Source organism: Lactobacillus sp. WILCCON 0058 (assembly GCF_057198005.1).
Genome location: NZ_JBUBHM010000001.1, coordinates 1,754,899 through 1,769,344 on the forward strand (window position 1 = coordinate 1,754,899; position 14,446 = coordinate 1,769,344).

Below are 14,446 nucleotides of genomic sequence, written 5' to 3' on the forward strand. Positions count from 1 at the left end.
TTTTACCAATATTTTAGCAAAAAGCAAGAAAAAAGCGGGCCATCAGGTCCGCTCCCGTTCTTTGCCGTGCAGCTGCTCATAGCGCTCCAGCGACATTGAAGTTACGTGATAATTCTTGCAATAAGGGCACCGGTAAGCCCGAATCGGCATCGGCCGCCAGTGTTCATGGTTGATTTCGCGAAGGTGAACGGTCACTTCTTCTTTATAAAGAAACAGATCGGCATCGAACTTCGTCTTAAAGGCCCGCTTGCCGCTCGGACAAACCAGCAGACGGCTGCGGCGTGCCCGGCGGTAAGCCTTGTTAGCTTGACTCTTTGTCATTGCCACGCCCCCTTACTCTTTTCAGAAGTAAAACAGCAAATCACTGAATTCTTATCTTAATATTCACTTTCTAGCTTGATTTTAGCACCATTGACCGGCCAGCTCAATTAATATCACTTTTTACCTAGTTTTTGGTAAGCGCTCTATTGTTTTTTAATAAAATAAGGGCGATAATAAACTAGTGTGCAAAGAATATTTCATGAATTCTTAGGAGGCAAAATGAGAAAATTAACTAAGTCTGTCGTGACTGCCTTGTCACTGGCAACCGCAACCCTGTCAGTTATCCCACAAGCAGCCGCTCCGGCCCAGGCAGCTACTCAGACCAAGACCAGCAAGGAATACGTAAATGGCAGCTATACTGTAGCCGCCAGCTTCTACGACAGCGGCAGCAAGGTTTATTCAACTGAAGCCAGCTTTTTGACGGCAGCCGCTGCTAAGGTCACGATCAAGAGCAAGAAGATTTCTTCAGTGTCCTTCACCCTGGCCAAGGACAGCCCGGTCTACAGCGACCTGACCATCAACGGTTCCAAGGCCAAGACCAGCACTGGCAAGGACGGCAGCGTAACCTACACCTTCGCGGCCGGTGCTTACCAAACCAGCACTAAGACCGCCACTTTCACGGTCAACGGCAGCAAGTTCAGCGCTGACGTTGTCTTCAGCGCTTTGCCAAGTTCAGCAACTGTAACCGTTACTGAAACCTCAGCAGTGGTCAAGAAGAAGGTACAAAAGACCTCAGCCGTTTACAACCGTGACGGTGCTAAGACCAAGTACAAGTCAATCAAGGCCGGCAAGACTGTTACTACTTACGGCACTTTGACCCGGGGTACTACTAAGTACTACAAGGTTTCCAAGACTGGAAATAAGTACATCAAGGCTTCCAACGTTGACGGCCGCTACATTACTTTAAAGAACGCTGCTGCCGTTTACACCAAGGACTTGAAGAAGACCAAGACCAGCTACAAGAAGGGCAAGAAGGTTTACGCTTACGCCTACGCTATCTTGGGCGGAGAAAAGTACTACAAGCTTGGCACGAACAAGTACATCAGCGCTTTGAGTGCTGACGGCCGCTACATCACTGTCAAGCACGGTGCAGCTGTCTACAGCAAGGACTTGAAGAAGACCGCTTCAACTTACGGTGAAGGCAAGAAGGTCTTGACCTTCGGCCGGACGACTTTGAGCAACAAGAAGAAGTACTACCAAGTTGGTCAAAACAAGTTCATCGTTGCTTCCAACGTTGACGGGACGACCCGGACTTTGAAGAAGAATGCCTACATCTACAAGAAGTCCAAGGGCAAGGCAGTTCGCTACAAGAAGTACGTCTTGAAGAAGAACAGCCACCGCAAGACTTACGGCAGCGCCGTAACCATCAAGGGCAAGAAGTACTACATCATCTCAGTTGGCCAATACGTGGTTAAGTCCAACTTCCGCTAAAACTGGATATACTAAAAAAGGTTCTGCTTTTGCAGAATCTTTTTTTATTGTTTTTTAATTTAAGAAGGACGATAATAAATTAATATCCAGAATAGATTGTTCAATAAATTAGGAGACAAGATTCAAGCATGAAAAAGTTAAGCAAATCCATCGTGACTGCCCTGTCACTGGCCACGGCTACCTTGTCCGTAATTCCACAGGCAGCTCCAATCCAGGCAGCAAGTAAGACCAAGACCAGCACAGAATACAAGGACGGCAGCTACACGGTAATGGTCACTGTAGAGAACCTGGGCAACAACATTGATGTTCCTTCCAACTTTTTCCCTTCAGCCACAGTAACGATCAAGAACCATAAAATTGCTTCCGTGTCGATTGACGTAGATAATATTGACGACGAGGGCGAATACTATGTCCAGGTCAATGATGAAGTTGCGATTGGTGAGACGAAGACCTTAACCTTTGACGGCTCTGCCTACAAGAACGGCCTGCAAAACGCAAATATCAACGTCAACGGCGATCCATCATACTGTAACATCACTTTTGGCGACCTGCCTGGCTCAGCCTTCGAGACGGTTACTGAGACTTCCGCTACGGTTAAAAAAGTCGTCAAGCGGACCGCGGCGGTTTACGACAGAAATGGCGCGAAGACCAAGGACAAGGCCATCAAGGCTGGCACAAGCATCACCACTTACGGGACTTTGACCCGGGGAAACGTCAAGTACTATAAGATCTCCAAGACTGCTAACAAGTATGTTCAGTCATCCGACGTTGACGGCCGCTACATCACTTTGAAAAACGCGGCTGATGTTTACACCCAGAGCCTGGAAAAGACAGATGTCAGCTACAAGAAGGGCCAAAAGGTCTACGCTTACGCCTACGCCATCTTAGGCGGGGAAAAGTACTATAAGCTGGGCACTGACCAGTACATCAGCGCTTTGAAAGCTGACGGCCGCTACATCACGGCCATGCACAGCTCTGCCGTTTACAGCAAAGACTTGAAGAAGACAACTTCTTCTGTCGCTGAAGGCAAGAAAATCCTGACCTTCGGCCGGACGACTATTAAGAATAAGAAGTATTACCAAACCGGCTACAACTCCTTCATCTCTGCTTCAAACGTTGACGGGACTACCCGGACTTTGAAGAAGAACGCTTATATCTACAAGAAGTCCAAGGGCAAGGCTGTCCGCTACAAGAATTATGTATTGAAGAAATACAGCCAAAAGCAGACTTACGGCAGCGCCGTGTCAATCAAGGGCAAGAAGTACTACATCGTCGGCGTCGGCCAATATGTGACTAAGTCTAGCTTTCAGTAAGAGCTAACTTAGCAAAAAAAGACAAAAACGGCAGGTCAATAAAGATCTGCCGTTTAGTTTTTCTTTAGCATTTCCACAGCTTTTTTTAGCAAGCTGTTCATCAAATGACCACGCTTGCCCGTTATCCTTACAGTACAAGTTCAAAAGAACTTGCTACTAAGCAAAGGAGGCAAAAACTATGCTGAAACTGTTTACCCAATTACTCACGATTTCATTGGCCCTGTTTGCCTTTACCCGCTACAGACGCTCACGCCGTCAACTGGCAGTAATTCCTGCCCACCAGCGGCATAATTAAGCAATCGTGACACTTCCCTTTTTCCCTTGAATTTGAATTCTATCTAATTGCTGGTACACCGCTTTAGCCAGCATTGCATTACATTAAATTTCTTATTTTTTCACAACACACAAACCTCCATCTCGATGGCAAAAAGCCCTGGCAATCGCCAGGGCTTTCTTGCGCTTATATTTACTTTTTACTGTTGTTTTTTACTTTCGGCTAGCTCTACAGGTTCTTGACCCACTTCAAGGAAGCAGAAACGTTGATCTTGATTGGATCGCCGTACTTGGCCCCCTTGTTCAAAGCTGCTAAGTCCGCCCCGTCCAGGTAGTAGACATAGTGGTAGACACTAGTTGCGTCAGTAAACTTAACTTGGTATTCCTTGCTTGAAGCAATGCCGGCGTTTACGGCTTCAGCAATTTTGGCAAAGTCATCAGCGGAAATTTCCGTCCCCTTTTCGCCAGTCAGGTATTGAGCAGCTGCCTTTTCAATCAAAGCAGTATCTTCAGCTGACAGCTTTTGCCCAACAGTCATCGGGCTGTCAATAGTAACATTGTCTAAGCCCCAAACAGTCGTGGCAGTTGCTTCAACAGTTGAAGTTGCCTTTTCAATCACCTTTTCGTCCTTGACCAAGGTTGCCGTGTAGTTGACCGTGATTGGGCTGCCGTAAGTTGCGCCTTCGTTAGCCTTAAGGAAGTTGGCCAGCTTTTCAGCAGACGTATTTCCTTGCAGCCAGTATTCGTAGTGGTAGTTGTTGCCGGCAGCGTCCTTAAACTGGTCGCTCTTGAGGCTGTCAGTAAGGCCTGAGAAGATTTCCTTCAAAGAAGCTTCACTGATCTTGGTCCCCTTAACCCCGTTCAAGTACTTGGAAACAGTCTTATCCAGGTAGTTAGTCAAAGTTAAGTCTTGTCCCACCTGCAACTGGTTTTCGGTCTTAAGGCTTGATTGATCAGCCCCGTAAAGAGCAGCCAATTTTGGCGTAACAACGGAAGCAGTGTTTTCAGCTGACTGGTAGCCTTCCAGCATCCCCTTGTAAACCATCAGAGATTGAAGTGGGTAGCCATGGTCGTCAAAGAGGGTCATGTTGTCCCAAGTAGACCCGCCCCAGGTTTCCTTGCCATTGTAGTGCATTTCATTGTCTGGAGCGTAACCGATGGCGTACTTGGAAGCCCAGCCGGTCCCGTAGACGTTGACCAGCTGCTTGTTGTAGTTCCAGCTGTTCCAGCCAGCTCTGACCGCGATTTGAGCTGGTTCCCAGTAGAAGGCACCAACACCGCCGCCAGCAACCAAGGACTTGTAGAGGGCAGTTACTTCATCGACCTGACCTTGCGGGCCAACCGCGTAGTCGCTTGGCGCATAGCCGATGTTGTTGTTAGTACCGTCTGAGTCATTGACATTGTTCAGCCAGCTGGTTTCCATGACGACTACCCGCTTGCCGAATTCCTTTTGGGCCATCTGCTGCACCTTCAGCAAGTTGTCTGGATTGTTGTTGGAGCTGCCCCAGAATGGGTAGTAGGAAGTCCCCAAGTAGTCATAGTCAACGCCGTTGTTCTTCAAGACAGTCATGATCATCCGGTAGCGGTTGACGTCTGGTGATTCAAATTGAACGGCGATCTTGGCGTCCTTGTTGGCAGTTCTGACCGCCTTAGCAGCGGTAGCCAGGTAGCGGGCAACGGTTGTCCCGTAGTCGCTCTGCCAGAGCTTGTTCCAGTCGCCGCCGGTCAATTGGTCGGCATCATAGCCGAAGGTCCCCTTGGTGATTTCATTACCGATCTGGACCATGGCTGGAGCCACCCCGGCCTTTTCCATATCGGTCAAGACCTTCTTGGTGTAAAGGGAAATAGCTTCATTCAATTCAGCACTGGACAGGTTCTTCCAGGACTTAGGCAGAAGCTGCTTGGCCGGGTCAGCCCAGAAGTCAGAATAGTGGAAGTCCAAGAGAACCTTCATCCCGTACTTCTTAGCCTGCAAGGCAGTCTTGATCAGGCTTTCTTCGTCGGTGTTACCGCCGCCGTAGCCCTGGCCGTCAGCGTTGTAAGGGTTGTTCCATAAACGCAGGCGGACCCAGTTGACCCCGGCTTCCTTCAAAACATCGAACAAGTCAGCTTCTTTGCCGTTAAAGTCATAGTACTTAACGCCAGCTTTAAGCATGGCCTGGTAGGTTGACACGTCTACCCCGCGGGCCATGTCGTCAGTCATGCCAGGAATCTTTTCAACCTTGACGCTTTCGTATTTGAGGCCAGTTTCAGTCCCGTTTTGGTAGGCAGCGGTAATTTCGTCAGCCGTCTTCTTGCTGGTTGGCGTTTCATCAACTGCTTCATTGTTATTGCCGGCCCCTTCAGTCAAGGTCGCGGTGAAGTTGGCCTTGATGGCGTCTCCGTACTTAACTCCCTTGTTCAGAGCCAGGAAGTTGGCTAATTTAGCGGCGCTGTCTGCCCCTTCCAGCCAGTAGGCATAGTGGTAGGTCTTGCCAGCTTCATCGCTGTAGTCGGTCGTGCCAACATAAGCCGTATCATCGCCGCCCAAGCCTGCTTCGATTGCCGTCAAAACATCCTGGCTGATTTCAATTCCAGCCGGGCCAGACAAAAGTGAGGAAGAGATATTGGCAAGCAGCTTTTTGCTTTCATCAGCCGTAAAGGCCTGACCATCCTTCAAACCATTCTTGACGCTAACCTTGTCTTGGCCGTAAACCTTAGTCACGGATGGAGCAAGAGTAGAGGATGATTGAGCAGGCTGAGTTACTGCTTCAACCTTGTAGATCAAGCCGGCCAAAGTGCCGTTGTAGTAGCCGGCCCCAACCACGCTGCCAGCGGCGCTGGTCGTCCCCAGCTGTCTGAGCAAGTCACTGACGAACTGGGCAGCAGTTTCATTGTTCTTGGAGACATCAGTCTTCAAAGTTGCCAGAACCTTGCCCTGCATAGAACTGTTCTTTTCCATCAAGGAAGCGATGACAGTCTTGTCTTCCTTGACATCGCCCTGGGCCAGGAGCTGAGCCATTTCGTGTACGGCAGATTCCTGGTAGCCGTTCTTGGACTCAGTCCAGTCATACTTGACCCCATTCTTCAGCTTGACTGCAGTCAGGAATTCAGTTTGATCCCGCAAAAGCTGGGCATGATCCATGCCATTTTGCACTGAACCATCCTTGTCAAAGGAAACCTTGATCCCGTTTAAGGTCTTGCTGGTGTTTCTGGCAATCTTGCCTGTCGCGTCAGCGTAATATTGCTTGCCGTTAACCTTGATGAACTGGTTCTTAACTACCTGGCCATTAGCGTCATAGTAGTTGGTAACGCCAGAAGTCGTCTTAAAGGCATTCTTGGTTGGCTGAGCAGTAGCCGTAACTGCCTTTTGAGCCGTTGCCTGGACTGCCTTGCTGGCCGTGTTAGTTGCTGGAGCAGTAGCAGCAGGCTTAGCTGTAGTGTTTGTAGTAGCAGCAGTATTAGCAGCAGTATTAGTTGGATTAGTTGTCGTAGTCGCTGTAGTTGTTGTAGTAGCAGCAGTAGTCTTGTTTTCACTTACTGCATTACTAGTCGCAGCAGTGGTATCAGTTGACTTGTTTTCAACCGTAGACTTAGCTGCAGCAAGTTTTTCAGCCTGTTGGTCCTGGACAACAGCAGTCTGCTCGTCCTTGTCAGTGGCCGTGTCCGCCTTTACGCTGCTAGCGTTGCCGACAGCCAGGCCAGTAGCCAGCAGGGCTACGCCGGCAGCTGTCAAACTCTTATTAGACTTGAAGTGCTTAATCCGTCTCTTCTTCATAAGCTTATTCCTCTTTTAATTCCTCTTAATGCAATTGAATTGTATTTTCTTTTTCTTGCTTTTCTTCTGTTTCTTCGGTTCTCTCAAAAAATGCCCAACAGAAATTGTTGAGCATTCTTTGTGAATTTGCTTGGCTTACAGGTTCTTGACCCATTTCAAGGAAGCAGAAACGTTGATCTTGATTGGATCGCCGTACTTAGCCCCCTTGTTCAAAGCTGCTAAGTCATTGCCATCAAGGTAGTAGACGTAGTGGTAGACACTGGTTGCGTCAGTAAACTTGACTTGGTATTCCTTGCTTGAAGCAATGCCAGTATTTACGGCTTCAGCAATTTTGGCAAAGTTATCGGCAGAGATTTCCGTCCCCTTTTCACCAGTCAGGTATTGAGCAGCTGCCTTTTCGATCAAAGAAGTTTCTTCAGCTGACAGCTTTTGCCCCACAGTCATTGGGCCGTCGATGGTGACATTGTCCAGGCCCCAAACAGTCGTAGCAGTTGCTTCAACAGTTGAAGTTGCCTTTTCGATCACCTTTTCGTCCTTGACCAAGGTTGCCGTGTAGTTGACCGTGATTGGGCTGCCGTAAGTTGCGCCTTCGTTGGCCTTAAGGAAGTTGGCCAGCTTTTCAGCAGACGTATCTCCTTGCAGCCAGTATTCGTAGTGGTAGTTGTTGCCGGCAGCGTCCTTGAACTGGTCGCTCTTCAGACCATCAGTGAGGCCCGAGTAGAGGGCCTTCAGAGAAGTTTCGCTGATCTTGGTCCCCTTGATCCCGTTCAAGTACTTGGAAACAGATGAATCCAGGTAATTGGTCAAAGTCAAGTCTTGGCCGACCTGCAACTGATTTTCGGCCTTAAGGCTTGATTGATCTGCCCCGTAAAGAGCTGCCAGTTTTGGCGTAACAGCGGAAGCAGTGTTTTCAGCTGATTCATAGCCAGTCAGGAAGCCCTTGTACATCATCAAGGATTGGAGCGGGTAGCCATGGTCATCAAAGAGGGCCACGTTGTCCCAAGTTGAGCCACCCCAAGTTTCCTTGCCCTCGTAGTACATTACGTTTTCAGGAGCATAGCCGATCGCGTACTTAGAAGCCCAGCCAGTCCCGTAGACATTGGACATTTCCTTGTTGTAGTTCCAGTTGTTCCAGCCGGCCTTAACCGCGATTTGGGCTGGTTCCCAGTAGAAGGCACCAACGCTGCCGCCAGCAATGATGGCCTTGTACATATCAGCCATCGCGTTGACTTGCCCTTGCGGATCAGCCGTGTAGGAAACGCCATCTGGCATGGTCGGCATTTGCCCGATTGAGTTACCAGTACCATCTGAGTCATTCATGTTGTTCAGCCAGCCAGTTTCCAGAATGACCGTCGTCTTGCCGAATTCTTCCTTGGCCATCTTTTCAACAGCCAGCAGGTTGTTCGGCGTGTTGGCACCCTTGCCCAGGCTTTGGCCCTTGTAAGTGCCGTTGTCGTTGCCGGTTGACCAGAATGGGTAGTAAGAAGTCCCCAGATAGTCGTAATCGATCCCGTGCTTCTTGAAGACAGTCATGATAGTCCGGTACTTGTAGATGTTTGGCGTTTCCAGCTGCAGGGCAATCTTAGCCTGAGGAGCAGCATTTCTGACCGCCTTGGCCGCGGTTGCCAGGTATTCAGCTACCTGGTCACCGTTGGCGCTCTTCCACAAAGTTTCCCAGTTGCCGCCGTGGTCACGGTCAGTGTACAGGCCAAAGGCCCCGTTGGTGATTTCGTTGCCGACTTGCACCATGTCAGCACTGGCACCGGCTTCGCGCAGGTCGGTGAGGACCTTTTCAGTATAAAGCTTGATTGATTCGTTTAAGGCATTGACTGACAGGTCCTTCCAGGCCTTTGGCAGGATCTGCTTGGCCGGGTCAACCCAGAAGTCGGAGTAGTGGAAGTCCAAAAGAACCTTCATCCCGTACTTCTTGGCTTCGCTGGCCATCTTGATCACGCTGGCTTCATCAGTGTTACCACCGCCGTAACCCATGCCGTCAGCATTGTATGGGTCGTTCCAAATCCGCAGGCGGACCCAGTTGACCCCGGCGTCAGCCAGAACCTTGATCAAGCTGGCTTCTTTGCCGTTAAAGTCGTAGAACTTAACGCCAGCATTGACCAAAGACTGGTAAGTTGAGATATCGACCCCGCGGATCATGTCATCAGTCATGCCAGGGATTTTTTCCACCTTGACGCTTTCGTACTTAAGGCCGGTTTCAGACCCAGTCTGGTAGGCAGCGGTAATTTCGTCAGCCGTCTTCTTGCTGGTTGGCGTTTCATCCACGGCGTCAGTATTAGTGCCCGCGCCGGCAATCAAAGTAGCCGTGTAGACAGCCTTCAAGGCATCACCGTACTTAACGCCAGCGTTGGCCTTGAGGAAGTTGGCCAGCTTCTCAGCGCTGTCCTTGCCGCTGAGCCAGTATTGGTAGTGGTAGTCCTTGCCATTCGCGTCATAGTACAGGCTGCTGCCTTCAAAAGCAGTTGCATCCCCGGCCAGGCCGGCAAAGATAGTTTGCAGGACCTCTTGGCTGATGGCCGTGCCGGCCTTGCCAGTCAACAGAGCTGATGAAACGCCGTCAGTCAAAGTCTTGGCGTCTTCATCGCTCATCTTAGTGGTAACCGGGTTGGTCACCTTGCCAGCGTCGCTGTAAACAGCGCTGACGCTTGGGTCGATCTTGGAGACAGCTTCTGCCACCTTCTTCACTTCTTCAACCTTGTAGATCAAGGCAGCAGCTACACCGTTGTAGTAGCCGGCCCCGATCACGCTGCCAGTAGCATCAGCCGTGCCCAATTTAGAAACCAGGGCAGCAGCTACTTGGCTGGCGGTAGCGCCGCTTTGGCCGATGTTCAAAGTCAAGCTGGCCAAGACCTTGCCGGACATGGAAGAGTTGTTTTCCATTAAAGTGGCGATCAAGTCATTGTTGTTCTTGACGTCACCTTGGGCCAGGAGCTGGGCCATTTCATGGGTAGCTGATTCCTGGTACTTGTTTTTGCTTTCAGTCCAGTCATACTTGACTGACTTCTTCAGCTTGCTTGCGGCTGAAAATTCGATTTGGTCGCGGAGCAATTGGCCAAAGTCTAAACCATTGCTGATAGCGCCAGTCTTGTCAAAAGTAGCGGTAATCCCGTTAACCTTCTTGGTCGTGCTCTTGGCAATCTGGCCATTAGCGTCAGCGTAGTATTGCTTGCCACTGACCGTAAAGACCTGGTTCTTGACTACCTGGCCATTGGCGTCATAGTAGGAAGTCTTGCCGTTGGTCGTCTTAAAGGCGCTCTTAGTAGCCGTCGTCGTGGTAGTAGTTGCCGCCTTAGTCGCCGTTACCGCGCTGGTCTTGGTCTGCACAGTGTTGGCTGCCGTCTTAGTAGTAGCCGCAGTAGTCTTCTTTGCAGTATCTGCAGTGGTGGCTGCAGCAGTCTTTGCAGTCTTTGCAGTATCTGCGGCAGTCTTGCTATCAGTTGCTGCAGTGTTAGCAGTCGCATCAGCAGTTTTAGTGTCAGTTGTTTGCGCTGCTTGGGTGTCAGTACTTTGGACGGCTTGCTTTTGCTCAGTTTGAGCCGCTTGGGCATTGGCCGTCTGTTGGTCCTGGCTGTCAGTTACGTCAGCCTTGGCTGGGTTGGCATAGGCCAAGCCAGTTGCCGTGGCTAACAGGGCCAGATTGGCCGCTACGATTTTCTTGCTCTTAAAATGCTTGATTCGTCTCTTTTTCATAGAGGTCCTTCCCAATTTTTTCCATTAAAATTCTATCTTAGATCATTATACCGTTTTCAATTAATTTGTTCAGCTTTTTTCTGGAAACTGGCCGCTTGTAATGCAAACGTTAAAAAAGCCATTCTTAGCCCTTTTGCCTTGCTTGTGTGTAAAAAAGAGCCAATAATATTATTTATAGAGACTTTGTAAAATTCGCGAAAAATTCATTTTGCTTTAACCCTAACTGAACTCAGAAAGCAGGTGCATCATGTCCTCACTCAATCAAAAACTGGCCAGTCTTTTCCTGATCGACAGCACTGGCGATTTTACTGAAAACCTCCGCCTTTTGGACCATTACCAGCCAGCCGGCCTTCTCCTTTTTGCCAAAGACCTGGCAGGGCTAAGCGAAAAAGCCGTCAAAGAGCGGCTGGCCGCCTACCGGCAGGCCCGGCCGGGTCTGCTGCTTGCCATTGACCAGGAAGGCGGCTTGGTCAGCCGCTTGTCTGCTCTTTACCCAAGCCGGTCCTATCCCAGCCAGGCTGAGCTTTTGCAAAAGGGCGCCGACTTTTTCTTAACCGAAAGCAGAAAGACCGCCCTGGAATTAAAAAACTTAGGCATCAACTTAAACTTTGCTCCGGTGGCTGACCTTGCCCTTGATCCCGCCAGCTTTATCTACAGCCGGACCCTGCAGCTGGGAGCTGAAGAAACCGGGCCGGCAATCGCGGCCTTTGTCAAGCTTTACCGGCAGCTGGGGATCGCCTCCTGCGCCAAGCACTTCCCTGGCTACGGGGATGCCGGCGACACCCACCAGGCTCCGGCTAAAGACCATAGAAGCCGTAAAGAGGCCCAGCTGGACCTTTTGCCCTTTAAAGCAGCGATCACGGCTGGCGTGCCGACCATCATGGTGGCCCACTTGGAAGTCACCTGCTACAGCGCTGGCCCTGCATCCCTTTCCCCGGAAATCTACCGCCTGCTTAAACAAGAGCTTCACTATTCCGGTGTGGCCATCACCGACGACTTAGCCATGGCCGCAGCACAAGAAAGCGGCTGCCCGGAGCTTTTGGCCTTAAAGGCCGGAGCCGACCTTCTCTTAGGCGGCAGATTGGAAAACTTGCCAGTCTTAGAAGCAGCTGCAGAAAGCGGCGAATTGCCGGAAGAGCGGATCAAAGACGCCCTGGTCCGGGTCCAGACCCTGCAGGACGATTACTCTCTTTAGGGTCCTTTTTACAAAAATTCTTTAACATGTATCAATTAACGACAAAAAAGGCAGATCGCTTGATCTGCCTTTTGTCTATTCTTGTTTAAGTCTTAGAGAAAGTATCAAACATGATCTCTTTCAAGATCTGGTAGCCAACGTCCTTGACCTTGTCTTCGCCAAAGCTGCGCTGGTTCAGAAGCAGGATGATCCCGTTCTTGTTGTCAGCCGTCAGCTGGAAGTAGGCAGCATAGTGGGCGCTGCCGATAGCCCCGTAGGCCAGCTTGACCTTCTCCCCCTTCTTGAGGTAGACCCCGCCGCTGTAGCGATTGATCTTGCTCTTGAGGTGGGTCAGCTGGTGAAAAGCACTTGGTGACAGGAACTGCCCTGTCCCCAAAGCCTCTTGAATCAGATAGTAGTCGCCAGCCGTCGTCAGCATGTTTCCGGCCCCAACCAGCTGGGACAGGCGGGTCTTTTCCAAAACTGCCGCCTGCTGGTAGTTCTTGCCATGCTGATATCTGTAAGATACGGCCAGCTTTTTATTCTTAGGCAGCTGGCTGCTTACATAAGTTGACGTCAGACCCAGCCGCTGGACTACCCGCTTCTTAAAGTTCCAGGCATATGACCTATGGCTGACCTTCTTGATAATGCCCGCCAGCAAAATGTAGTTGACGTCGCTGTAGTGGTAGCTGCCCACCTTGTCTTGCGGCAATTGGTTGGCCCGGGTCACGATCCATTTTACAGCTTGGTCTTCACTGTAGTTGATATGGCGGTCAACTTCTACATCTGGGATCTGCAAACCTGAAGTATGGGAAAGCAGATTGCCCACGCTGATCTTCTTGGCGTTCTTCAAAGCCGGGTACCAGCGGGAGATCTTCGTGTTTTGGCTAAAAGCACTTGAGCTCCCCTTCTTTTCCTCCATCAGCTGCATGACCATAGCGCCGGTTACTTCCTTTTGCATGGAAGCTGCCGGGTAAACGACCTGGCGGTCCCCATTTTTGATCTTCTTTTTAGCGTCAGCCAGTCCGTAGTTGACAACCTGGACGTGTCCATTCTTGATCACGGCCACGCTGCCAGCCACATGCTTCTTCTTGAAGAGCTTCTCGACAAAAACATGCATGTCAGCTGCCGTGACCTGGTCTGGCGCGGTTTCCTCCGGCCAGGCGGCGACGCAGGCACCGGCGCAAATCCCGGCAAGCAGCAGGGCCGTGATGATCTTTCTTCCCTTTTTAAACAACAGCAGTCTTTCCTCCCTTGGATACATTAAGAACATTATAAGGCCATTCCGGCAAAAAGGCAGGAAAGTTATTACTTTTTTAAAAAATTAAAAGAATGCTCACTAATTCAAACTGAAAGTTCCCGGCTGGATCTTCTGCAGCAGGCCGAAGGCCAGGCCCTTGATCTGCTGCTCAGTCTGGCTGCGCTCGTTGACGAACATGATGATCCCGTTTCTGTTGTCAGCCGTCAGCTGGACATAAGTCCCGTAGTGCTCCTCCCGAATTGAGCCAAAGGCGGACTTGAGCTTGCTGCTCCGCTTCATGTACATGCCGCCGCTGTAGGTAGTCTTTCTGGCCTTAAGGTGAGTCAGATAGTTGAAGTCACTCTGGTTCAAAATTGCCCCGTTCTGCAGGGCCAGCATGATTTCGTAATATTCAACCGGCGTGGTGCACATGTTGCCGGCACCTGGGATCTGAGAAGCCACGGATTTTGGCAGGGAAACTGGTTTCTGGTACTTTCTCTGCCAAAGGTAAGCATAAGATACCGCCTGGCTGCGGGTCCAAGGAATGTCGTGTCTGAGGCTGGTGTGGGCTAAGCCCAAGGGACGGACAATCCGGCGGTTGAAGTTGTAGGCGTAAGTGTGGCCGGTCAGTTTGCGGATGATGCCCACCAGCAAAATGTAGTTGGCATTGTTGTAGTTGAAGCTTCCGATCTTGTATTGCCAGCTGCCATTGATCTTCTGGGTCACCCAGTTGATGGCCTTGCTTTCAGACAAGTTCCGGCCCCGGTTGCTTTCAGAGCCAGGCGCCCGGTAGCCGCTCGTTTGCGTCAGCAGGTTGCCGACCGTCACATAGCGGGCATTTTTCAGCTTAGGATACCAGCGGGAAATCTTGGTGTACTGGCTGAAACTTTGCTTGGTGTGCTTCTTTTCGTTCATGATCTGCACCAGCATGGCCCCAGTCACTACCTTTTGCAAGGAGGCGGCTGGATAAGTCACATTGTAAGCGCCGTTCTTCATCCGCCGGCCAAACCAGGCATAACCATAGTTGACGGTCTTAACGCTGCCGTTTTGGACCAAAAGGACTGACCCGGCCAGGTGATTGTCCCGCATCACCCGGTTGACGTCGCTCTTAGTTGCTTCCGCATGAACCGTAGCTGGCGCTAAAGTCGGAAGCAGGAGGCTGGCAGCTAAAGCCAATTTGCCGGCTGCTTTTGCTGATTTTTTCAAAAAAAGATCTTTAAAATTCAAACTGT

At 50.3% G+C, this 14,446-nt stretch carries 8 protein-coding genes; 3 read left to right on the forward strand and 5 right to left on the reverse strand.

Features of this window, described 5'->3' with window-relative positions; all coding sequences use genetic code 11:
* Positions 1 to 42: 42 nt before the first annotated feature.
* Positions 43 to 321, reverse strand: a complete 279-nt coding sequence (locus tag ACYVUU_RS08090) for a hypothetical protein (RefSeq protein WP_439775810.1) — start codon at positions 319 to 321, stop codon at positions 43 to 45.
* Between the two features lie 219 nt (positions 322 to 540).
* On the opposite strand from ACYVUU_RS08090, the gene ACYVUU_RS08095 reads away from it, so the two are divergent.
* Positions 541 to 1,752, forward strand: a complete 1,212-nt coding sequence (locus tag ACYVUU_RS08095; RefSeq protein ID WP_484500599.1) for an SLAP domain-containing protein — start codon at positions 541 to 543, stop codon at positions 1,750 to 1,752.
* Positions 1,753 to 1,880: 128 nt separating this feature from the next.
* Entirely contained in the window at positions 1,881 to 3,065 is a 1,185-nt protein-coding gene (locus tag ACYVUU_RS08100; RefSeq protein WP_484500600.1) for an SLAP domain-containing protein, read from the forward strand.
* A gap of 502 nt (positions 3,066 to 3,567) precedes the next feature.
* Here ACYVUU_RS08100 and ACYVUU_RS08105 read toward each other — a convergent pair.
* Complete coding sequence (locus ACYVUU_RS08105; protein WP_484500601.1) at positions 3,568 to 7,095, reverse strand: glycosyl hydrolase 53 family protein; 3,528 nt, start codon at positions 7,093 to 7,095, stop codon at positions 3,568 to 3,570.
* A 135-nt stretch (positions 7,096 to 7,230) separates the two neighbouring features.
* Positions 7,231 to 10,800 carry a glycosyl hydrolase 53 family protein gene (locus tag ACYVUU_RS08110; protein WP_484500602.1) on the reverse strand — a complete coding sequence of 1,190 codons (3,570 nt, stop codon included), beginning with the start codon at positions 10,798 to 10,800 and terminating at the stop codon, positions 7,231 to 7,233.
* 247 nt (positions 10,801 to 11,047) lie between these two features.
* Here ACYVUU_RS08110 and ACYVUU_RS08115 point away from each other — a divergent pair, with 247 nt between their 5' ends.
* Positions 11,048 to 11,995: a glycoside hydrolase family 3 N-terminal domain-containing protein gene (locus ACYVUU_RS08115; RefSeq protein WP_484500603.1), complete on the forward strand. Its 948-nt coding sequence runs from the start codon at positions 11,048 to 11,050 to the stop codon at positions 11,993 to 11,995.
* Between the two features lie 85 nt (positions 11,996 to 12,080).
* Here the strand turns inward: ACYVUU_RS08115 and ACYVUU_RS08120 are convergent, their stop codons facing one another.
* The gene (locus tag ACYVUU_RS08120) at positions 12,081 to 13,211 is read right to left on the reverse strand and encodes a serine hydrolase domain-containing protein (protein ID WP_484500604.1); all 1,131 of its coding nucleotides are present in this window, start codon (positions 13,209 to 13,211) and stop codon (positions 12,081 to 12,083) included.
* Between the two features lie 102 nt (positions 13,212 to 13,313).
* On the reverse strand, positions 13,314 to 14,420 hold the full coding sequence (locus ACYVUU_RS08125) for a serine hydrolase domain-containing protein (RefSeq protein ID WP_484500605.1): 1,107 nt from the start codon (positions 14,418 to 14,420) through the stop codon (positions 13,314 to 13,316).
* Between the last annotated feature and the right edge of the window lie 26 nt (positions 14,421 to 14,446).